Consider the following 21994-nt stretch of genomic DNA (forward strand, 5'->3'; position numbering starts at 1 on the left):
ATGTTAAAACCGACATGTGCTAATATCTGCGTTCCAGCCCGCGATTCGCTTGGTCACGTAGGTTCCTACGCTCCCGCAGGGAATTGCGAACTGCGCCTTGATCTTCATCACATCTCAGTTTTTTGAATCCTTTGGGTTATGTTATCGATTCGAGCCAGGCTGGTCTTACTGACCATGTTAAGTATCGCTGCGATTTTTGGAATCAGCGGCACGGCGATCTATTACTATGAGCGCAAGAGTGCTATGGAACGCTTTGATCAACGATTGAGAGTGCAGGCTTATTCGATCATGACGGCGACCTACCAGCGGCGTGAGGAGCGTGTGGAGGTCCACTTCACCGATCGGTTTCTGCATGAATTCAATAGTAATCAGAAACGAGCGTTCTACCAGATCTGGAAAAATGACGATGAGGTTGTGAAGCGGTCCGAGTCTTTGGGGGAACGGGATCTACCGAAACGATTTGGAAAAGAGCGCGAACCAAGATACTGGGACATGGTTTTGCCCAACGATTTGAACGGGCGTGCGATTGGAGTGCGCTTCGAACCGCGTGTGCGGGGGAATCGTGAGCAGGATTACAATAAGGGATTCCGGCTAATCCTTGTAGTCGCCACCGATATCCATGAAATCGAGACCTCCATGGCCAATCTCCGGAATCTGTTGTTGTTTGGTGGCATTGCGACCCTTGCCCTTTCGCCTTTGTTTGTCCTGATGGCACTCAGCCGTGGATTGGGTCCTCTTAAAGGATTGGCAGGTCGTATGGGAAAAGTTGATGCGAGTTCCTTGGGTATCCATTTTGAGGAAAGTCGTTTGCCGGCAGAATTGAAGCCTATTGCTAAGCAGTTGAATGACCTCTTTTCGCGTTTGAACCAGTCCTTTGAACGGGAACGTCAATTCAGTGCCGATGTTTCCCATGAATTAAGGACGCCGATTGCTGCGATGCTAAATATAGCCGAGGTTGGAATGAAGTGGGGCGAGGGTGAGTCGAAACAAGACTATGAAGCCATCCGGCATATTGCTGAAGAAATGCAACAGACGGTTACTCAGCTTATGGATCTCAGTCGCGTGGATAGCGGAGAAGTTGAGCTCAATGTGGAATCGGTTTCTTTGGGTGAAATGGTTGAGCAGATTTGGGGTCGGCATCAATCGATGGCCGTAGAGCGAGGGTTACAAGTCGACCTGGGAGATTTTGAAGGAGTGATCTGGGATGTCGACCGTTCGATGTTTGAGCGGATCGTCGACAATCTGATTGAGAATGCTGTTTCTTATACCACTGAGGGGGGACGTATTGAAGTGGGTGTCTCCGAGGATCAATCAGCCCTGATTGTGAGTAATAGTTGTGAAGATCTTGTGGACGAGGATATGGAAAAGCTATTCCAACGATTCTGGCGAAAAGACAGTTCGAGATCCAGTTCGATGCATCGTGGTCTGGGACTTTCCGTGGGATCTGCTTACGCTCAATGCTTAGGAATGGGACTCGAAGCGTCTTTGATAGATGGAAATTTCCAGATGCGATTAGCTCCTGGATGACCGCCTAGGTGTTCTCTCAGATTGGCCTCACGACAGGCTCGCTTTTTTAGAGACCCCCCTTTTTTAGAGTATCGAAAATCACATGGATACCCCCGAAATACCTCTGGAGTCGTTGGATGCTGCTCGTGTTGCGGCTCTTCTTGGTGAGCGCTTTTCGTTACAAGTGCTGGTAGAAGTGGGCGTGGACCTTTCAGGCTTAGATCCACTCTTTGATGATGAGGTTCTGGTCGAAGAAAGTGCGGGCCAGGCTCAGTTTACGGATTTTCAAGTAAGGGACGGTTTACTCCAACGATTGCCTTGGTCTTTTCGGCGCAGGTGGAGTTTGAAACTGGCGGAGAGCTTGGAGAAGCTGAAAGGCAAGCCGGGTAAGTTAGGCGAACTGTTTTTGTCCGCACAGGATTTTGATCGCGCCCGTCCTTATCTCATTCGCGCTGCAGAGATGGCCTGTATGGCCAATGAATATTCAAAGGCTCTGGAGTTATTGCGCCAGGTGTTCGCAACGCGGACAGATTTGCGTGTAAGTCATCTTGATGGGGTAGAACGATAGACTCTGAAAGAGTGATAGGAATATGAGTATCTACTATCCCAGAATCTGGCAAGGGTTGAGTCAGAGGCCTCCTGATTAGGGTTTTTGATAAGAGACTGTAAAAATATACTTTGGAAGGGCCTCTCCAGTCCTTGATCTGGTAGCACCTATTTTCTAATCCCATTTGCGGCCATAGATTTTGGTTTTCCCAAAACTTTATCTGCATGGTCAGTCCGGCTTGGATATACGTCTGGCCGGGGTTGCAGGTGAGAGAAAACCGGTCAGGCGGTCATTGTACAGGTGGCCGCCTGATCATTTTCTAATCCAGGCTTGAGTCCCTGCGGTTTGGGAACTCAAGTGAGCGGGTATGGTGTTTCGTTTGTCAGCCTTGAAAGTCGCTCGTCTGCTTTGGATAGTTGTGTCTCTTGTATTTGTATCGGCTTGTACCGAGGTCCGGGAAGAAACAGAAATCCTACGGGTGGGCACCAGTGGAGACTACGAGCCCTTCAGCGTGTTGAATACGAGTGGAGAATACGCAGGATTCGACATCGAGTTGGCCCGACGTTTTGCCATTGAACACGATCTGGAATTGGAATTGGTTCCTTTTAAATGGGCGGAGCTGGCTGCTGATTTAGAAGCTGGCAAATTCGACTTGGCCATGAGTGGGGTCACCATTCGCAAGGATCGATCCCTGCTTGGTCAATTCAGTGTGCCGACCGCCACGAGTGGTGCGGTGGTTATCTTGCCTGCTCATTCGGAATTGGAAACCCTGCAGGCGTTGGATAACCAAGCTGTTCGCCTCGGGGTTAATCTTGGCGGTCACCTCGAACGGGTCACACGAAAGCAATTCCCTCGAGCGACAATGGTCACGAGTTCTGACAATCAGGCCTTACCCAAGATGTTGGAAGAAGGAGCCATCGATGCGGTTGTGACGGATACGATGGAAGCTCCCTATTGGTTATCGCGTTTGAAGGGTGCCAAAGCCTTAGCTCCCTTTACCCAGGATTTGAAAGCGGCCTGGGTGCGGGCTTATCAATCCGTCTTAGTTCAACAACTCAATGCATGGCTCGTTGAGCAAGAAACGAACGGAAGCTTAGGGGCCTTGCGAGAATCATTGCTCCCTCCCGGAAATGATGCAAAAACGGCGGATCCATTTTCAGCTCTCTTAGCGGCGATGGTTGAGCGGCTGTCCTTGATGTCTGACGTTGCGGAAAGCAAACGAGCAACCGGCAAAGCCATTGAAGACCTGGAGCAAGAGGAACGTGTTCTTCTCGCAGCTGTGGAAGGCGTATCCCAGGAAGCAGAAAGGCGGGGAGTCGTTCATCCAGATGTGACAACAGTAGAACAGTTTTTCCATGCTCAGATTGAGGCTGCCAAGGCGATCCAAAGACAGGTGATGAGGCAAGCGGCCAGCACAGACGAGCCTCTTGATTTAGTGAACGATATACGACCTGCACTTGTAAGGATTAGTGCACGGATCAATCAGTTGATCTGTTTGCTACCAAGTGCAGTTACCAAGGATGAACAGGAAGTTCTGGAGCAAATCAACCAGGCTCTGCTTGTGTATGGTTTGCCTGATAAGGAAGAGAAGCAACTTACCACTGCGTTGTTAGCTATAGCTGGATTCTCGAGTTCTTACTAATTTTTGAGCAATTTCATAGCGGTTCCATCTGAGGGATTGACTCTTAAGTTTTACAGGGTCATCCAATACGATTCCGCAAATGACTAATTCCCTAAGACTCGTCTCGTGTTTTGTACTCCTTGGATTCCCCGTTATCTTGGTATCGGCGGCCAATGTACAGACTGTTAAACCTGAACTCCGCGACTTGGTTCGTGAAACAACGCAGCCTGCCACAGCACAGGCCTTCTATTCAGCCGATCTGGGTGTGAAGGTGACTGGTTATGTAGATTCTGTTCCGGTAGATATTGGAGATGAGGTCAAGAAAGGCCAGGCATTGGCCGTGATTGCAGCTCCTGAGATATCGGAGCAACGCAACGCCCTTAAGGCGGAGGAGCGGGAACTTGCGACGAGTGTCCAGGCAGCTGAGGCTAGTCTAACGGCCGTGGAATCAGAAACATCCCGTATTCAGGATCTGGTCAAGAAAGGCTCTGTGACCAATAAAGCTGGCGATGAGGCACGCAACCGCCTGATTGCTGCTGAAGCTGAGGTAGCTGCCGCCAAGGCCCGTCTTGGAACGGCGACCGCTCGTTTGGCAGAAGTGGATGCCCTGATTGCTTATGCCACGATTACAGCACCCTTTGATGGGATTGTTACTTATCGGGCGGTTGATCCAGGTGATTTAGTCCAGGCTGCTGGAGGATCCAAGGGCGGTGAAACCCTTCTTCGTGTGGCCCAGGTAAACAAGCTTCGAGTCGTGACTCACGTTCCTGAGGCTCATGCAGTCTGGCTCGATATCGGTGATGCGGTTGAATTGGAATTTGATGCCTTTCCTGGCAAAGTCTTCAGTGGAAGAATTGCTCGCAAATCAGGTGCCCTGAATAAAAGCACACAACGTATGCAGGCGGAGATCGATTTGGATAACAGCAACGGTCAACTGCTTCCCGGACTCTACGGTCGCGCGAAGATCAGTTTGGAAAAGAAGTCGGGAGCCCTCGTGCTTCCGGCAGGAGCCGTTCGCTTCGGCCAAGGTCCTTCTCACGTATATGTGGTGAATGGTTCAACCGTGAAACACCAACAAGTGACCATTGGCTTGGATCACGGTGAGTGGGTGGAAGTTACTTCCGGCTTGTCCGGAAATGAGCAAGTTGTGAACGGAATGATTGGCCGCCTAGCCGACGGTGCAACGGTGACCGTTAAATAACCGCGATCCTCACCGGATAGCTGAACAAAAGAATTAATTCATTTAGAAAAGATCGTGGTTTTTCTTCCAAGGAATTCAAATAGCTCGGCACAGCGGGGACGCTGTCGCCCTGCCATATTTAATTGGAAATGTAGGGCAAGAGCCTCCGGCTCTGCCGCTCATAATGGTTCGCTATTGGCGATGCCTTCAAACGAAGAGGAATATAAAGCAGCATAGTATTATGAGTTTGGTCAAATTTGCCCTTAAGAATCCTTTCGCGGTTTTATCCGTCGTCTTAGGATTATCCTTTCTTGGTGTTGCAGTTTATCCGCAGATTACTGCAGACATCCTTCCTGACTTTAAGAAGCCGGTTATCATGAGTTACTTTTCCTACCGGGGTCTTCCGACCATGGAGATGGAGAAGTCGGTGACCTCTCGTGTGGAGCGCGCCCTTACCCTCGCTGGCAAACGCGAGCGCATCGAGTCTCGCACCATGCCGGGTGCTGCGTTGATGAAAGTTACTTTCCAGGCGGGTGCCGATCCTTCCGCGGCGATGAACGATATCTTCAACTATGAGTTGAGTGATATGTTTCACTTGCCCCCTGGCATTGAATTTCCGTTCACCCTGAGAAGTGAGCCATCCAACATGCCGGTGATGCTGGGAGCCATTTCGGGAGAGGGTCTGAGTGAATCACAGCTTTACACCATTGGTTACTACGCGGTTCGTAACAAGATGGGTGGCCTGAAGGGCGTTCAAATCCCTCACCCATTTGGTGGCAAGTTCCGCCAGATCATGACCTACCTCGAGCCAGGGAAGCTGGAGGCTCACAATCTAACTTTCACCGATGTAGTCAATGCCTTGGCTCAGCAGAATCTTGTCTTGGCAGGCGGTAATCTGAAAGTCGGCGATTTCGACTACCAGGTACACCCGGTCAATACCCTGCAGACGACCCAGGACATCGACAATGTGGTCGTAGCCGTTCGTGAAGGGCAGCCGATTTTTATTAAAGACCTGGGACAAACCAAGGATGACTCCGAGCTTCAGTACAACATCGTACGAGTAAACGGAAGTCGGTCGGTATACGTGCCGCTTCTTCGGGAGCCTGGAGAAAATACCATACAGGTGGTTGACCGTGTTCGTAAGGGAATTGCACGAGAAATTCCTGCGATGAAAGCCCGGGGTGAAATTCCTGAAGTGACCCAGGTAGATTTAGTCAGTGACCAGTCGACCTACATCCGCAAGGCGATTAACAATTTGAAAACCCAGGTGATCCTCGGGGGTATCCTGGTGGTTCTCATAGTAGTATTTTTCCTGCGGAAGCTGCGGGCGTCCCTGGCCATCCTGCTCATGCTTCCACTTTCCATGCTGATTGGTCTTCTCGGATTTTATTTTACCGGTGAAACCATCAATGTGATGACCCTGGGTGGGCTGGCGCTTGCCATGGGAACAGTGGTGGATGCCGGGATTGTCGTGGTCGAAAACATCATGCGTCACCGAGCTATGGGTAAAGACGCCGAAACCGCGGCCGGAGAAGGAGCCCAGGAAGTAGCAGCCCCCGTGTTGGCTGGAACGATTACCACTTTGGCGGTATTCGTCCCTGCAATCTTCCTCTCCGGAATGATTAAATTTCTCTTCCTGCCGTTGTCGCTCGCTGCCGTGATGACCATTACGGCCTCTTACTTTATCGCCATGACCGTCGCTCCGGCGTTCTGTGCCCGTTTCCTCGGAAAAGTGACCGGGAAGGCGGCCGCGTCCAGTGTGGATATCGAACACAAATCCGGCGGCTTTTATGCGGTAACGCTTCATAAAGCGATGCGTGGTGGGTTCTTAACTGTGGCTGCTATTGTTGGAGCTACGGCTGGTTGTTTTCTCCTGGTTCCCGCTTTGGGATCAGAACTGTTTCCCGATGTGGATGCCGGCACGTTTGAAGTGCGCATCAAGACCATCCCGGGAACGCGTCTGGAAAAGACGGAGGAGATCGTAGCACGTATCGAAGACTCCATTAACGAGACGATCACTGAGGAGTCCGTTCAATCGATCATTTCCAATATCGGTATGCCGGTAGGGAAGGGTGCCGGATTTTCAACCATCCTCAGTTCCAACTCAGGACCGGACACGGCATACATCATCGTTAATATGAAGGATGATCGTGCCAAGAGCACCCTAGGCTTCGTAAAAGAGCTGCGTGCCAAATGGGCTGAAGAATTTCCCAATGAAAAATTTCTCTTCGTAACCGGTGGTATCGTGAATGCTGCTTTGAACGAAGGCGCACCGAGCCCCATCGATATCGAAATTAAAACCGGTTCATTGGATGCGGGCCGAGCGGCTGCCGAAACGATTGAGGCAGCCATCCAAGGCGTCCCTGGAGCGGTGGATATTCAGATCGCCCAGATGCTAGACTATCCGCAGCTGGACATCGAAGTGGATCGCACGAAAGCGGCTTTATACGGGCTGACTCAGGAGGAGGTCGCCAAGAACGTGCTTACGGCTTATGGCTCGAGTGCCAGTTTTCAGTCCATGATCTGGGTCGATCCCAAGTCAGGTACCGATTTCTTTATCGGCGTTCAGCTTGGAGATAACGAAGCTGACTCCTTAGATGAGTTAAGAAACCTGCCTTTGCGCATTCAAACAGACGAAGGCCCATCCACTATACCTCTTTCGAGTATCGCCAAGCTCAAGCGCGTCAACATTCCTGGTGAAATTGCCCATGCCGACATTTCTCGTGTGAACAACGTGTATGTGAATGTTGAAGATCGTGATTTGGGTTCTGTTGTAGCTGATATTGAAAAGCGCTTGGAAGATGTGGAACTTCCACCGGGTGTGACCGTATCCATGCAAGGTCCGGTTATGACCATGCGTGAAGGTATTTCTAAAATCGGGTTCGGACTCGTTGTTGCCTGCGTATTGGTATTCCTGGTACTCATGGCTCAGTTTAAGTCTTTTGTGGATCCTCTCATTATTATGCTGGCCGTTCCCTTGGCTATGGCCGGCGTTGTGGTTATCCTCTTTCTTACCGGCACCAACTTGAACATCCAGAGTCTCATGGGAGCGCTCATGTTGATCGGGGTGGTGGTAAACAACAGTATCTTGTTGGTTGAATTTGCGAACCTGCAGTTGAAACAAGGCAAGACGCCTTTCGAGGCTGCCTACGCTGCCGCTCGCATTCGGGTAAGGCCCATTGTTATGACGTCGCTCACTTTGATCGCATCGCTAGCACCCTTCGCGTTCGCCTTGCTTCCAGGGAATGAGGCGATGATTCCTTTAGCCCGCGCGGTTATCGGAGGTATGCTGGTTTCAGCGGTCTTAACTCTGCTGCTTATCCCGAGTGTATTTGCTTTGGTTAAAAAGAGCTCTGCTTCGAACCTTCAATCGCAACCTGCAGTTTAATTTGTCATGAAACTGAAATCACTCATTGCCTTTCTTATTTCTTCAAGCCTGGTTGCCACATCTACCTTGGTGCATGCCGAGGTGATGCAAATCGACCTCACCAGTGCCTTGCGTCTGGCCAACGACCAGAACACGGAGCTCGCGATTCAACTTGAGCGCGTCAAGCGCGCCGAGATCGGCAAAGATATAGCCTGGCACCAATGGCTGCCAACGGTAAGAGCTGGGTTCGGTACTTCTGATCAAAACGGTCCCTTACAAAATACCAATGGATCCACCATCGATGCGGATCGGAAAGCTTCGTCCAAGGGATTTGGTCTTCCGACCGTAGGATCTGGATTGGCTCCTAAACCTGGATTGGCTCTCGAGCTGGATTTGGCCGAGGGCATCTTTCAGCCCTTGGCTGCGACGCAGAAATTAAAGGCAGCCCAGGCGGAAGAGATAGAAGCACGACAGAATCTGGCGTTGGAAGTTGCAGGAGCTTACTACGAACTTGTGCAATCGCAGCGCCAAATGGCGATCGCTGCCGAAGCCTCGGATAATGCAAGTAATCTGGCCAAAGTTACCGCCGATTTTGCGGAAGCCGGTGAAGGCCTTCAGGCCGATGCCGAGCGTGCCGCCGTAGAGTCATTGATCCAACAGAATAACCTGGAGTCGGCTCGTATGCGGTCAACCGGGGCTTCCAGTCGTTTGGTTCAGCTTTTGCGCCTGAATGAATCCGTGGAACTGGCAGCTGTCGATTCCATGATCGTTCCCTTGAATCTGTTTCCTATGGAACCTCAGTTGGACTCGCTAATAAATAAAGCACTTGCGAATCGTCCGGAACTCAAACGTTACGAAGCCTTGGTAAAAGCTGAACAAGCGACGCTGAAACAAGAGTCTTGGGGACTACTCATTCCGAAGCTCGGTGCAACCTATTCGGATACCCAGTATAAAGGTCGAATCAGTGGAACGTCTTCCAGCTACGATGATCGTGATGAAACGAGCGTAGCTCTTTATTGGGAGCTCGAGAATCTTGGCTTCACCAGTTGGGCCAAAAAGGAAAGCCAGCAATCACGTCTGCGTGAAGCACAGGCTCGTGAGCTGCAGGCCGAATCGGATATCATTGCTGATGTGAATCTCGCGCTCGCTCAATATCGCGCCGCTGGAAAGCAGGTCGAGTTTCTCAAGCAAGCCGTTGATCGTGCCCGAAAAGCCTTTGATCTCAGCACGGAACGTATTTATGAGAACCAAGGCCTTCCCCTTGAAGCCCTTCAAGCCATGAAGGCTTTAGAGCAAGTGGAGTCTATGTATCTCATCGCATCCGCTCAACGGAACCTGTCGCAGCTTTACCTGCTAGCCGCCACAGGCGACGAGATTTAGCTGTAGTTTAGAGTGGCACGGGCATGGTCCGGTCTTAAAAAATCCGATCATGTCGTCATTATCATTCCTCGGAAGTGCCTGTGTTTGTTCCTTGAGCGCACACAGGCAAGATGCCTGTGCTACTTCGTCCCATACGTCCCCACATGCCCGCTACGTGGCACGGTCACCGTGTACGATTTCCCACTTTCAGCTACTGAGATAAACAAGTGATTCGCATCGCAGTCATCCCCTGACTTCAGGTTGGCGATCTTGTCTTCGTCGGTATTGAGGTGATCCTCGCCATCTCGTGTGCATTTGTGAACTTGGTAAATGGCCTCTATGCCGGGCGAACTACGTAGACCTGCAACTGTTTGTGGACCTGTGCCTTTGCGGTGGGCATTGTTCATCACTGCCACTGTTGGTTTGATGCTGTGAATGAAGTGTGTGTTGTTGGAGCGGTCCAAGCCATGGTGGTCCACCTGGTAGACATCGACTTCACCGATGAGGTTGTAAGGAGAGACCAGTTTTTCCTCCAAGTTCCAGGAAAGGTCTGCCGCATCGAGAAATTGAAAATCACCATACTCGAATAACATAATCACCGAGTTGGCATTGTGGCTAAGGTCTGGCTCCTTTCGGTAGTAACCTTCGGCGGGTAAAGGATTCGATTTGTTCAATCCATTAGGCTGCACATTGCGCTGAAGGATCCCTTTGACTATGGCTGTGAGTTTGGGGCCTGTTGAGGCTTGTTTTAAGGGAAGCTCATCGCCGGGTGTAAGGACTAGTCGGGCTTCGCATTCAAAATTCATATAGGCTTCGCCAACCCGTTCGCGGTCCTGAGGGCGAACACCCTGATCATAAAGGGTGCCAATCGTTATCAATTTCGCTAAATCGGCTGCTCCTCCATAGTGGTCACGATCGAAGTGCGTCACCACCAAGTGATCGATTTTGGAGAGCCCGGCTTCTTCCCGGATCAGTTTGTTTATCCGTCCCGGATCTCTGTCGCCTGGCAGACCGGTATCAATGAGAATAGATTCCCCGGCCGGCGTGATCACCAGAGTCGCCGCTCCGCCTTCTACATCCACCCAGTAGATTTTGAGCGTATCTGCCAGAGCGGAGGAATGAACGATTAGATTAAGTAATAGGAGTAGGGGTAGAAACTTTCGGAGATGCATAGTTGTTTCTCGCTCTTTCTTTCGAACGGGTCAAGGCAGCGTCGGTATGTAATAAAGTTTCTGTATTTTGATAAGACCTATTAAATTGGATTTCTAGACGCCCCGTACATAATCATAATCTAGTCTGGCTTCTTCACCGTGCCCCTCGCCTCTCGCACTTAGCCCCGATTATTTCCACTCTCAACTCCCAACCCAACTCCCCCTTGAATAGTGTCCTCTCCCGTTCCCATATGGACCAAGACGCTCCTTCCATTCCAGATCAAGAAAAGGCCTCTGAAGAAAACGAGGTCCAAGATTCAACAATAGGCAAAGAAAGTAGCCGCGGTCGCGAGACCGTGGAGAGTACGTCTTCTTTAGGCCAGTTCTTGGCCGAGTTGAAGAGAAGAAGAGTCATGCGGGTGGCAGCATCTTCGACCGGCTGCGTGGTAATCCGCGGTTTGATGCGTTGTTGGAGGATTGATTGATATGAGTGGCGAGAGACTTCAGAAGTGGGCTTTGACGGCTGAGATAATTGGAGGGATTGCCATTCTGATCTCCCTAATCTTTGTTGGCTACGAAGTCAGGCAAAGCACCAAAGAAGCTGCCCTGAAAAGAAACGCTCTTGAGGTATCGTCTTATCAAAACCTTATGGAAGGTATTATGGGCCTGAGCCAACCATTAGCCTTGGATGCTGATTTTGCAGAAATCAATCTAGAAGCAATAGGCGCAAAGAGCGAGACATTAACTCAACTGGAAAAGCTCAGACTAACAAGTTTTATGGTAGGATTTGTAAGACATGGAAGCATGGCCTTTTTTCAGTACCAAAGAGGAGTGATTGATCAGGAACAACTTGATTCTGTCTTGAGTTACTCCGTTAAACCGGCTTGTTCGCCGGTTCTAATCCGGGGTCTTAGGTGGTTCCAACATCAACCATTGTGTCCATGCGTTCGGGGAGGGCGAAGGATGGGGTGGCTAACCGGATTTGAACCGGCGACCCCTGGTACCACAAACCAGTGCTCTAACCAACTGAGCTATAGCCACCATAAAAGGAGGGGTCATAGTTGGAATCCGAGGTCCCATGTCAACCCCGATTATAGAGAGATTTTGGTGTGGTAGCTGGGACTGGCACTGTGAAGAGGGCATTGGAGCGAGGTTCGATAACCCTGGTCTTGCTTCCGGACGTCAATACTGCGAAGTTTTCAAGCTCAATTTGTAATCTACCCTGATTCTTCTTCTCTATGAAACTTCGTATTTCCTTGGTCGTCCTGTCGCTATGGGGCTTGTTCGTTTCCTCACTGTCTGGAGCCGACGAACGACCCAATGTCCTATTTATTGCGATCGATGATCTGAATTCCTGGGTGACTCACCTCGGTGGGCATCCTCAGGCCATCACACCAAACATTGATCGTTTGGCCGAACGGGGAATCACTTTCGAAAATGCCTTCTGTGCGGTGCCTGCTTGTGAACCCTCTAGAGCGGCCTTGATGAGTGGGCAGCGACCGTGGTCGACGGGTGCCTATTTGAATGGGGATGAATGGATGGAAATTTTTAAGCCTGGCCAAGGATTGTCCGCTCGTTTCAAGGAGGCTGGATACCATACCGTCGGGGCTGGAAAAATTTATCACAGTGGCGAACGGTTCGAGTCTGAATGGACGGAGTATATGGATTCTTCCAAACTGGGAAATCATGGCGGCGTTCCCAAGAACCAAGGGTATCATGAACCCTTGGTCATGGATATTAAAGATGAGGATATCGCCGATTGGCACTCGGTTAATTGGTGTATAGAGCAGATGAATACAAAGTCCGATAAGCCCAAGTTTATCGCCGCCGGTTTGAACAAACCTCACTTGCCGTTTGCTCCGCCAAAAAAGTATTACGATGCCTTTCCTTTAGAGGAGATTCAATTGCCACCGTACAAGGTAGACGATCTGGACGATTTGTCGGACGCCGCAAGGAGGATGGCGATTCATAACACCGACTTTGCCAGATTCCAGGAAAGCGGTCGATGGAAGGCTGCGATTCGGTCCTACCTGGCTACCTGTGCCTATACGGATATGAATGTGGGGCGTCTGCTCGATGGATTGGAGAATAGCTCCATCGCCGATAACACGATCATCGTCCTCTGGGGTGATCATGGGTGGTCATTCGGCGAGAAAAATCACTTTCGAAAGTTTGCCCTTTGGGAGGAGCCGACTCAAACGCCCTATGTTTGGGTGGTGCCCGGCATGACACAGGCAGGGACTCGCTCGTCCACACCTGTTGATTTGATGAGTGTTTATCCGACGCTGTGTGAGTTGGCCGGACTTAAGCAACCGGAAAACATAGATGGAATCAGTATCGTTCCCTTGCTGAACGACCACAACCAATATTGGGGTACGCCGGCTATCACTACGCATGGACGTGGCAATCATACTGTTCGCAGCGAACGCTGGCGCTACATTCAATATGTCGATGGGACGGAGGAACTTTATGATCACACCGTTGATCCAAATGAATGGACAAACCTCGCTTCAAATGCCAACTACGATGCTATTATAAAACGCCTTAGTGCCTGGCTCCCGGCAGAAGAAGTCCCTGCGTGGCCCGAGCGAGAAGACTAGATCTCAATTTACTGCCCAATGAAGAACTGCATTACAAAAACTACGTGCGCTGTGGGAGCGGGTTTATTCCGCGATCACACGGTGCAGCCTCAGAGCAATCGCGGGGTTAACCCGCTCCCACAGTTTTCTGCTGTTCTTTTCTGTCTGCTTGCATTCGCCTCGCAGTCAATCGCCGCTGATGAACGCCCCAACATCCTGCTCATGATGGTGGATGACTTGGGTTATGCTGACTTCGGTTGTTACGGTAGCGAAATTCAGACGCCAAACATCGATCGACTAGCCAGCAATGGGCTTCGGCTGACTCAGTTTTACAACACCGCCAAGTGTCACTCATCACGACTCGCCCTCCTGTCGGGGCAATACAGTCGCTATGCTGGTGAGAGTGATTTTCGCAACGCGGTAACGATTGCGCAGGTGTTAGGCAAAGCAGGCTACAGTACTTCGATGACCGGGAAGTGGCATTTGGACAAGCAGCCGACAGACTATGGTTTCGAGCAATACTGGGGACACCTTTCTGGCGCGACCGACTTCTTTGCTGGAGATGACACCTTTCGCAAGAACGGCGAGGTGTGGGATGACTTCGACAAGGATGAAGACTTTTATGTCACCGATGCGAACGTGGATTACGCCATCGAGTTTTTGGATAATGTGATAGAAGACGACAAACCGTTCTTTCACTACATTGCTTTTAATGCTCCTCACTATCCGCTACACGCTCCCAAGGAAACCATTGAGAAATACATGGGCCGCTACGATGCGGGTTGGGAAGTACTACGTGAAGAGCGACTGGTGAAACAGAAGCTGCTCGGGCTATTTCCTTCTGACTTGGAACTAGCCCCTATGCCCGAACATGTTCCGGCTTGGGATTCACTTACCAAAAAGCAGAAAAAGTTTGAGTCCTTTCGTATGGCGATTTTTGCCGCGATGGTCGATGAAGTGGATCAGAGCATTGGTCGCATGATCGATTACCTGAAAGAGAAGGGTGAGTACGAAAACACTTTGATCATGCTTGTCTCCGATAATGGTGCCTGCCCATTTGAACGGAGCTCCAGTATCGACATTCCACCCTGGGAGGCGGGGTCTTACTACCTCTACGACGCGAGCTGGGCGACGGTTGGGAATACCCCATTCAAGCATTACAAGCAAACTCAACACGAGGGCGGAATCTCCAGCCCTTTTATTGCCCACTGGCCTGGGAAGATTAAGAACCCAGGCAGTCTGGACGGCGAGCTTAGTCATTTGATAGATATCATGGCGACATGTATTGAATTGGCGGATACAAAATATCCGAAGAAAAAAGGACTGAATCCACTCCAAGGGAAATCACTGCTTCCTGTCTTTGAAGGCAATAATCGTAAAGGACACGACGAGCTTTGGTTTTCATTTGGAAACTGCCGTGCGATGCGAGAAGGCGACTGGAAGCTCGTCAGCTTTTATCAGCACCAGTGGGAACTCTATAACATTGCGGAGGATCGCCTGGAGCAAAACGATCTGGCAGCAAAAATGCCGAAACGAGTCGAAGCGATGAAAGCCCGTTGGTACGAATACGCTAAAGGAACCGACATGAAAGGCGACAAGCAGATCGGTCCGGTGAAGAACAAACCATCACCTAATAATCAGGGGAGCTGGCATGCTCCTGAAAAAGTGGCTGATTGGAAGATGCCCAAACTATGATCTTCACGATTGGCCCGTGACCTTAAACGCTTCGAGATACATCAGCGGTGTAGATCTTCTCAAACTAATCGATTCAATCCTCTAATGGCTGAACCTCAACAGGACAATCATTTTGCGCAAGAAATACAGTCGTATGAGCGCCAATTGAAAGCCTACTTGATCAAAAGGTTTCCCACCTTGGAAGACGTTGATGACATCGTTCAGGAGGCTTATGCACGGCTTTTGAAGGCTCACGATAAGAAGCCTTTTTTCCAGTTATCAGCACTCCCTTTAATATGAAGAATTTTTGTATTCCCTTCCTGATCTTGGGATTGGTTGTTGGTTGTGCGGATCCGAAGTCAGATAGTTCATCCGAGAAAGCTGGGGAAATGAATATCCTCTTCATTATTGCCGATGACTTACGGCCTGACATGGGGGCCTATGGCGATGCAATCGCAGTGACTCCCCACCTCGATAGCCTGGCCAGTCAATCGGTAGTCTTCAACCGGGCTTATTGTCAGAAGGCTGTGTGCTGGCCTTCTCGAAATAGTTTCTTCTCTGGACTTATGCCGGCCTCGTTGGGGAAGAAGACGAATGCGAAAAACACCTTTCGGGCGGAACATCCGGACATTGTAGCTTTGCCACAGCTCTTTAAGAACCACGGCTGGTATACTCAAGGCTTTGGAAAGATTCTACACAATGGGCAGGACGACCCGGGTTCCTGGTCAGAACCTTGGTTTGAGCCTGAGTCCCTTCATTATGCAGCTCCTGAAAATGTGGACAAACATCCCATTATCAATCGTTCAGTATCTGAGAATCGGGTGAACCCGTTGTTTGAGGCGGCGGATGTGGGAGATGAAGCCTACGAAGATGGGCTGACCGCCCAAGCTGCCCGTGAGGCGATACGTGCCGCTTCCGCTCGAGAAGATCCTTTCTTTATGATGGTAGGCTTTCACAAGCCGCATACACCATTCAATGCGCCGAAGAAATATTGGGACCTATATGAGCGGGAATCGATTCCGCTCGCTGAGTACCCAAATCCGCCTCAGAATGCGGATCCTCTTTATGCGGTTCATGAGTCCAGGTATGTTCGTAGCTTTAAAGATATTCCCCAGTCAGGGCAAATGCCTGATGATCTGGCCCGAGAAATTAAACATGCCTATTATGCCTGTATCAGTTATGTGGATGCGTTGGTAGGTGGGATCCTGGAAGAGCTGGAAGCAAGTGGGCAGCTGGACAATACGATTATCATATTTACTTCGGATCATGGTTATCAGCTGGGAGATCACTCCTTGTGGTCGAAGCACACCAATTTCGAATTGGCCACTCGAGTACCTTTGTTGGTTTCAGTCCCCCGTGCTTCGTCACAAGGCAAATCGATGAACAGTCTGGTAGAGCTGCTCGACTTGTTCCCGACACTAGCTGAGCTGTGTGGCCTATCGCAACCGGACCATCTCGAAGGTAGAAGTTTTGCTGCCTCTTTGTTGGATGCTCCATCTATAAAACGGAAAAGTGCCTACAGTGAGTATTCCAGGAATGGAGCTATCGGACGTTCCATTCGTACCGACCGATTTCGCTATATTGAATGGCAAAGTCTGAAAACGAAACAGGTGGTTTCTCGTGAACTCTATGACCATGAAAATGATCCGGGAGAGAATGTAAGTGTGGCTGGGGAAGCGGCTCATGCTGCTTTGATTGAGGAATTGTCTCAATTGCTGGCAACCAGAATGTAGCGATGCTGGTGACAGCATCGACCCCATGATTATAATTTCCATGGTGTATCCACCATGGCTACCATTTTGTTTCGCTGTTTATACACGTTGATTTCGAATTCCATTCTATCGAAAGCTATTCTCCTGAATGGTATCGCTATTCCGAAAGATGCCTCAATGATCCAAGGCATCGTCCAACGAGGTCCATGCTGAATCATCCTATTACTGCCAAGGCTGCTGTTGCCGCCATTCTCATCACTGTGATGTGGGGCGGGAATTCACCCTCCATAAAAATAGCGCTGGAAGGATTTCCTCCGCTCGCATTGGCAGGCGTACGTTTTTCACTGGGAGCGTTGACGGTTCTTGTCTGGGTTTTGTTCGCACGTATTCCTCTAAAACCTACTCGTAATGAACTACGACTTCTCGTTTCTCTTCTCGTCCTGTTTGTCCTGCAAATTTATCTACTGCACGCTGGCACACGTTATACCTTGGCGGCGCATTCGGGTGTGCTGATGTCTACCAATCCATTCTTCATCACCCTGTTCGCGCATTTCTTTGTCCCGGGTGACAGGCTGAATCGTTTCAAGGTCGGTGGAATGATACTGTCCTTTTCCGGGATCGTATTTATTTTTGGCGAAGGAATCCTGACATCTGCTGCCGATTATCTTTTCGGAGATGCGCTGGTTCTTCTCAGCGGCCTTTTATTGGGGGCCCGTCAGGTCTTCACCAAGTCTCTTACTCAAAAAATCCATCCTGCGCGGCTCTTATTCTGGCAGGCGGCTCTCAGCCTTCCGGTCTTTTTTGCCCTGAGTGCCATTTTCGAGCGCGGAGCCAGTATTGAGCTGAATACTAGAATAATTTCAGCCGTTGTTTACCAAGGTGTGGTGGTTGCCGGATTATGCTTTATTTTTTGGACGGTGTTACTTCGGCGAATGAATGCTAGTAGGCTTGGGGTCTTTGGATTTGTTTCGCCTATCTCTGGAGTTATCATCAGCTATTATTTATTAGGCGAACCTATTTCTAATGCTCTTCTATTTGGAGTGCTCCTGGTGGGGCTGGGAATTGTGGTGGTCAACCTTCAGGGGACTGACAAGCCGCCCGTTAGAAGTATAGGCTAAAGGTTAACCTTTCACATTTTCCGCTTTCTGTTGACCTTGGAAATCTAGCCCCTTGCATAAGCGGGCATGGAAGGGGATGCAGCAATACAGGAGCGTATTCAGGCGGGGCTCGAGGCGATCGAAGCTCAGATTCCTCTGTTTAATAAGCTGTTTGGTCGAGTTGAAAGCCAGTGGAAAGCGGATCGCTCACGTGTGACGGAAGCGGATCTTACCATTTCTAATGAAACCGAGGCACGCATCCTGGCGGCATTTCCTGAAGATCAATTTTTTTCTGAAGAGACGCAGGACCAAACGGAGCCGGTGCCACTGACGTCGGAGTTTGTTTGGATTATCGATCCCGTCGATGGCACGAATAATTTCGCGATAGGGATGTCCATGTGTGCTATTTCCTTGGGTCTCCTTCGCAATGGTGTGCCCGTGTATGGTTTTATCTACGACTTTTCCCGCCATACTCTGATGCACGGGGGAAAGGGGTTTGGAGCCTTCGATGGAGACAAACCCATGGCCATCAGCCAGAGGACAGAATCGAATGAGCTGTTTGCGGCTTTCGATGGATTTTCAGCGGAACGATTATTCAGCTTGTTAGCTGCTTTGAAGGGGCAGGGCTTCAAGTTGCGCAATGTAGGGAGTGGCACTCTTCACTTGGCCTATACCGCGAACGGATTGATGGATGGTTCTTTTAGTAACCGGGTCAGTATTTGGGACGTGGCCGCGTCGATTGCGTTATGTGAAGCGGTAGGTTCTGAATTCAATGAATTTGGTGAGTCATTTTTTCCGATGACTGAGTTTAACTTAAAAGAACCCAAGATGTATTTTTACGCCGGAACGCCTCATTTTTGCCGTTTGGTAGAATCTGTTTGGAAAAAGGCGGGCGTGTTTCCAGGATAGCCCATTGTCCCACATGAAAATTGAAGCCATTTATGTATCTCCCGGCCACGATTTCTATGGTCGCTATGGTAAGGAACGACTGGACCATGGTGTTGAGTTGCTGACGTCTGTTAACTGTGTGGCTGGCAAGGGTCTGGAGGGAGATCGCTTTTTTGATTATAAGGAGGACTTCAAGGGACAGGCTTCGTTTTTTTCATCTGAAGTGGCAGATGCACTTCGAGAAAAAGTTCCTGATCCTTATTTCGAAAACTCTGTTTTTCGTCGTAATATTATCGTCCGGGGAATCGATTTGAATTCGCTGATTGGTAAACGGTTTCAGATTGGGTCCGTTAAATTTGAGGGAACTCAGGAAGCGGCTCCGTGTGATTGGATGGACTCTGCGGTAGGCCCTGGGGCTAGAGCCTTTTTGGAAGGCCAGGGAGGATTACGAGTGCGTATCCTGAGTTCAGGTACCTTAGGCGTGGGCGAATTAGACCTACTAATATTGGACTGAAGCCCTGTTGGTGACCCATTGTATCTTGATGTAGGTCAAGTTAAGTTAGGCCCCCTATGAGTATAGTTGGGGATGCTAACGATATTGTCAGTCTGTACCGGCTGCCCGAATCAACCTGAATGTCACTCATGCAACTCATAGTGCATGATGATTCACATGGTGACTTTCGCAAGTCGTCGAGGGTGCCTGGCATGTAGTCGTTAGCGTAACTCCATTTAACTTAGGATTTATGAAACTGAACAAGAGAACTACCATAACGCGTCTCGGAGGTACTTGTGTCCTTCTTGCTGCTTTGACTCAAAGCTTGTTTTCTCAAGCGGAAACAGAATTCGGAAAATTTACAGGAGACTTTCGTGCGCGTGCTGAATCAGCTGATCAGCAAGGACGACCTGCATCGGATGCGTTGACGCTGAGATCGAGAATTGGATGTCAGTCCCAGGACTTCGAAGGCTTCAGCTTCCTGATTGAAGGAGAAGATGTCAGGGCGATGGATGAAGATGATTACAATCCGTATCCTGTCGCGGGAAAAACCGTCATTGCCGATCCGGAGGGCACCGAACTGAATCGGGCTCAGATTTCTTATAAGCAGGATGGGTTTACCGGCACGGTGGGTCGCCAACGCATTATATTGGATGGCGCTCGCTATGTTGGGAATGTGGGTTGGCGTCAAAATGAACAAACCTACGATGCCGCGACTTTGACGTGGAATGACTAGGAATCCGGATTCAAAGGATTCTACGGTTACATCGACAAGGTGCACCGCATCTTCGGTGACGATGCTCCCGCCTCTGCGATGCGTGAGTTCAAGAGCGATTCTCCTTTGTTCAACGGTTCCATGATGACCAAGGGCGGAGCGAAGGTGGTCGGGTACGGCTACTTGTTGGATTTCGACAACGCTGCTGCGAATTCAACCGATACCTTTGGTATTAGTATTTCGGGAGCCGACGAAGTTGGCGATGGCCAGAAAGTCAGCTACTATGCCGAATACGCCACCCAAAGTGATGGAGGCAACAGTCCACTCAATTACAGCACTGAATACTATAATGTGAATGCCGCTACCACTTTCGAAGGCATTACCTTCAAGGGCGGTAATGAAGTGCTCGGTAGCGATAATGGGGTCGCATTCAAGACGCCGCTTGCGACATTGCATGCCTACAACGGATGGGCAGATGCATTTTTGGGAACACCCGGTCTAGGGCTGCAGGATCTCTATGTTTCCGTAGGGACCAAAATTCAATCCATTTCAGGCATGCTCGTCTATCATGATTTCGCATCGGAAACCGGTGGAGTCGACTTTGGCCACGAGATCGATCTAGTCATTACGATTCCTGTTGATGACCGGTGGAAGATGATTGTCAAAGCCGCCACCTTGGATGCCGCTGGCGGCATACCCGACAACGACAAGTTCTGGTTCGAAGCTGACTTTTCTTTTTAATTCGTTAATTGAGGAATGATTTAGAGGCGGCCTTGAGTGGGGGCGCATTTTTTTAATCACTGATAGCAGATGAATGTTGATGTCTTCTACGGTTGTGGAGTGCAGAATTCGATTCTTTGTTGTAGGAGCAAATTTATTCGCGACCCTGGCGTAGATTGAATTACGAGTCGCGAATAAATTTGCTCCTACAATTAGCTAGTTGCTCTTCAGCTTGTGATTTTTTCTCAGCTAAGAAATCGCTTTCAATTGTTGGATTGCCCCAATCGTGAGTGTTCAAAGTGATTAGAAATATTACCTAGTATCGGAAGTGGATTTTTTGCGCTAAAAGATCAGTGTAAATCGGTGCCATCATTGGTTTATAATAAAACATCTTTAATAGCTAATTACTGCCTCTTTCCTCACGCAATCTCCGTGATCACGTTATCAAGAATCATGTTCTCGATCGCACTTTCGCAGAGACTGACGAAGGTTTCTTCGATCAAATTGAGTTTGCGTCCTTTTTGATAACTGATGCCCCAGCGTCGCTTCAGTTTGGTGCGGCCGAGAGGTAGACTGACTAGAGAATGTGCTTCCAGTTCATTCCTGACAATCCAAGGTGCGAGAATACCAACACCCATACCGATTTTTACCAATTCCTTGATGGCCTCCATACTCCCGAGTTCGATGAAACGATTAATCTTCAGCTCTTCTTTGTTAAAGTAGTTTTCGATTAGTCGGAAGGTATAGCTGCCCTTATTGTAGAGCACAAAGTTTTCATCCGCAATTTCATTTCGTTTGACCCGCGACGCGACTGCCCAGGGGTGAATAGGCGAGGTAATGAAGCGTAACTCGTCCTGGAATAGTGGATGGAAGGTACATTTGTGAATGCCTTCAGGTGCCATAGTAATGCTGATGTCTGTCTTGTTTTCACAAACTTCGTCAACGGCATTGGGTGTATCAGCGGAAACGATCGTAATCTGGCACTTTGGAAAGCACTGTTTAAGCTCCCGCAATACCGGTGGCAAAATATACTGGCAGGCCGTGGTGCTGGCTCCGATGCGGAGTCGACCTCTCCCTCGTTGGTTCAACTCATCCATTTCTAACCTTGCTGCTTCCATATCTTTCAATATCTGAAGGGCGGATGGAAGAAATCGTTCACCTGCTTCGGTGAGGTGCGATTTTTTGCCGACCCTGGCAAAAAGTTTACACCCCAAGTCTCCTTCCAGGCTTTTTATGGAATGAGAAATGGCCGATTGGGTCACAAATAGACCTTTGGCCGTCTCTGTAAAGCTACCGGACATGGCCAGTGCAGCGAAGGCCAAGAGTTGTCTGCTATCGAGTGGTGTGGTCATAATGCGTGGCATATTTTGAGTATTACCACCTCT

At 49.6% G+C, this 21994-nt stretch carries 17 protein-coding genes and 1 tRNA gene; 15 read left to right on the forward strand and 3 right to left on the reverse strand.

Annotated features, from left to right (window positions below):
* Positions 1 to 138: 138 nt before the first annotated feature.
* The 6 genes from GA003_05200 to GA003_05225 all read left to right on the forward strand — a co-directional run bounded on the left by GA003_05200 (position 139) and on the right by GA003_05225 (position 9601).
* Positions 139 to 1527 carry a sensor histidine kinase N-terminal domain-containing protein gene (locus GA003_05200; GenBank protein ID QXD29369.1) on the forward strand — a complete coding sequence of 463 codons (1389 nt, stop codon included), beginning with the start codon at positions 139 to 141 and terminating at the stop codon, positions 1525 to 1527.
* Positions 1528 to 1609: 82 nt separating this feature from the next.
* Positions 1610 to 2074, forward strand: coding sequence for a hypothetical protein (locus tag GA003_05205; protein ID QXD29370.1), 465 nt, complete (start codon positions 1610 to 1612; stop codon positions 2072 to 2074).
* 346 nt (positions 2075 to 2420) lie between these two features.
* The gene (locus GA003_05210; protein ID QXD29371.1) at positions 2421 to 3695 is read left to right on the forward strand and encodes a transporter substrate-binding domain-containing protein; all 1275 of its coding nucleotides are present in this window, start codon (positions 2421 to 2423) and stop codon (positions 3693 to 3695) included.
* 79 nt (positions 3696 to 3774) lie between these two features.
* On the forward strand, positions 3775 to 4875 hold the full coding sequence (locus tag GA003_05215) for an efflux RND transporter periplasmic adaptor subunit (GenBank protein QXD29372.1): 1101 nt from the start codon (positions 3775 to 3777) through the stop codon (positions 4873 to 4875).
* Positions 4876 to 5095: 220 nt separating this feature from the next.
* Positions 5096 to 8242 carry an efflux RND transporter permease subunit gene (locus tag GA003_05220; protein QXD29373.1) on the forward strand — a complete coding sequence of 1049 codons (3147 nt, stop codon included), beginning with the start codon at positions 5096 to 5098 and terminating at the stop codon, positions 8240 to 8242.
* A 6-nt stretch (positions 8243 to 8248) separates the two neighbouring features.
* A complete protein-coding gene (locus tag GA003_05225; protein QXD29374.1) occupies positions 8249 to 9601 on the forward strand; it encodes a TolC family protein in 1353 nt (450 codons plus the stop codon).
* A 119-nt stretch (positions 9602 to 9720) separates the two neighbouring features.
* On the opposite strand, the gene GA003_05230 is transcribed toward GA003_05225, so the two are convergent.
* Together GA003_05230 and GA003_05235 are read right to left on the reverse strand one after the other, a co-directional pair.
* Positions 9721 to 10752 (reverse strand): MBL fold metallo-hydrolase, encoded by a 1032-nt coding sequence (locus GA003_05230; GenBank protein ID QXD29375.1) that lies wholly within the window; start codon positions 10750 to 10752, stop codon positions 9721 to 9723.
* 943 nt (positions 10753 to 11695) lie between these two features.
* Positions 11696 to 11772 (reverse strand) — tRNA-His (locus GA003_05235).
* A gap of 197 nt (positions 11773 to 11969) precedes the next feature.
* Between GA003_05235 and GA003_05240 the strand changes: the two genes are divergently transcribed.
* The 9 genes from GA003_05240 to GA003_05280 all read left to right on the forward strand — a co-directional run bounded on the left by GA003_05240 (position 11970) and on the right by GA003_05280 (position 20630).
* Positions 11970 to 13331 carry a sulfatase gene (locus GA003_05240; protein QXD29376.1) on the forward strand — a complete coding sequence of 454 codons (1362 nt, stop codon included), beginning with the start codon at positions 11970 to 11972 and terminating at the stop codon, positions 13329 to 13331.
* Positions 13332 to 13349: 18 nt separating this feature from the next.
* Entirely contained in the window at positions 13350 to 15005 is a 1656-nt protein-coding gene (locus tag GA003_05245; GenBank protein ID QXD29377.1) for an arylsulfatase, read from the forward strand.
* An 84-nt stretch (positions 15006 to 15089) separates the two neighbouring features.
* Entirely contained in the window at positions 15090 to 15284 is a 195-nt protein-coding gene (locus GA003_05250) for a hypothetical protein (protein ID QXD29378.1), read from the forward strand.
* Complete coding sequence (locus GA003_05255; GenBank protein QXD29379.1) at positions 15281 to 16717, forward strand: sulfatase; 1437 nt, start codon at positions 15281 to 15283, stop codon at positions 16715 to 16717. The genes GA003_05250 and GA003_05255 overlap by 4 nt, the downstream gene beginning before the upstream one ends.
* 185 nt (positions 16718 to 16902) lie before the next feature.
* Complete coding sequence (locus tag GA003_05260; protein ID QXD29380.1) at positions 16903 to 17814, forward strand: DMT family transporter; 912 nt, start codon at positions 16903 to 16905, stop codon at positions 17812 to 17814.
* Between the two features lie 66 nt (positions 17815 to 17880).
* Complete coding sequence (locus GA003_05265) at positions 17881 to 18702, forward strand: inositol monophosphatase family protein (protein QXD29381.1); 822 nt, start codon at positions 17881 to 17883, stop codon at positions 18700 to 18702.
* A 13-nt stretch (positions 18703 to 18715) separates the two neighbouring features.
* Positions 18716 to 19195: an MOSC domain-containing protein gene (locus tag GA003_05270; GenBank protein ID QXD29382.1), complete on the forward strand. Its 480-nt coding sequence runs from the start codon at positions 18716 to 18718 to the stop codon at positions 19193 to 19195.
* Between the two features lie 229 nt (positions 19196 to 19424).
* Positions 19425 to 19910, forward strand: a complete 486-nt coding sequence (locus tag GA003_05275; GenBank protein ID QXD29383.1) for an alginate export family protein — start codon at positions 19425 to 19427, stop codon at positions 19908 to 19910.
* A 39-nt stretch (positions 19911 to 19949) separates the two neighbouring features.
* Positions 19950 to 20630 (forward strand): hypothetical protein, encoded by a 681-nt coding sequence (locus GA003_05280; protein ID QXD29384.1) that lies wholly within the window; start codon positions 19950 to 19952, stop codon positions 20628 to 20630.
* Positions 20631 to 21028: 398 nt separating this feature from the next.
* On the opposite strand, the gene GA003_05285 is transcribed toward GA003_05280, so the two are convergent.
* The gene (locus tag GA003_05285) at positions 21029 to 21973 is read right to left on the reverse strand and encodes a LysR family transcriptional regulator (protein QXD29385.1); all 945 of its coding nucleotides are present in this window, start codon (positions 21971 to 21973) and stop codon (positions 21029 to 21031) included.
* Between the last annotated feature and the right edge of the window lie 21 nt (positions 21974 to 21994).

It is taken from the genome of Opitutia bacterium ISCC 52 (genome assembly GCA_014529675.2).
Taxonomy (GTDB): Bacteria; Verrucomicrobiota; Verrucomicrobiia; order Opitutales; family UBA2995; genus UBA2995.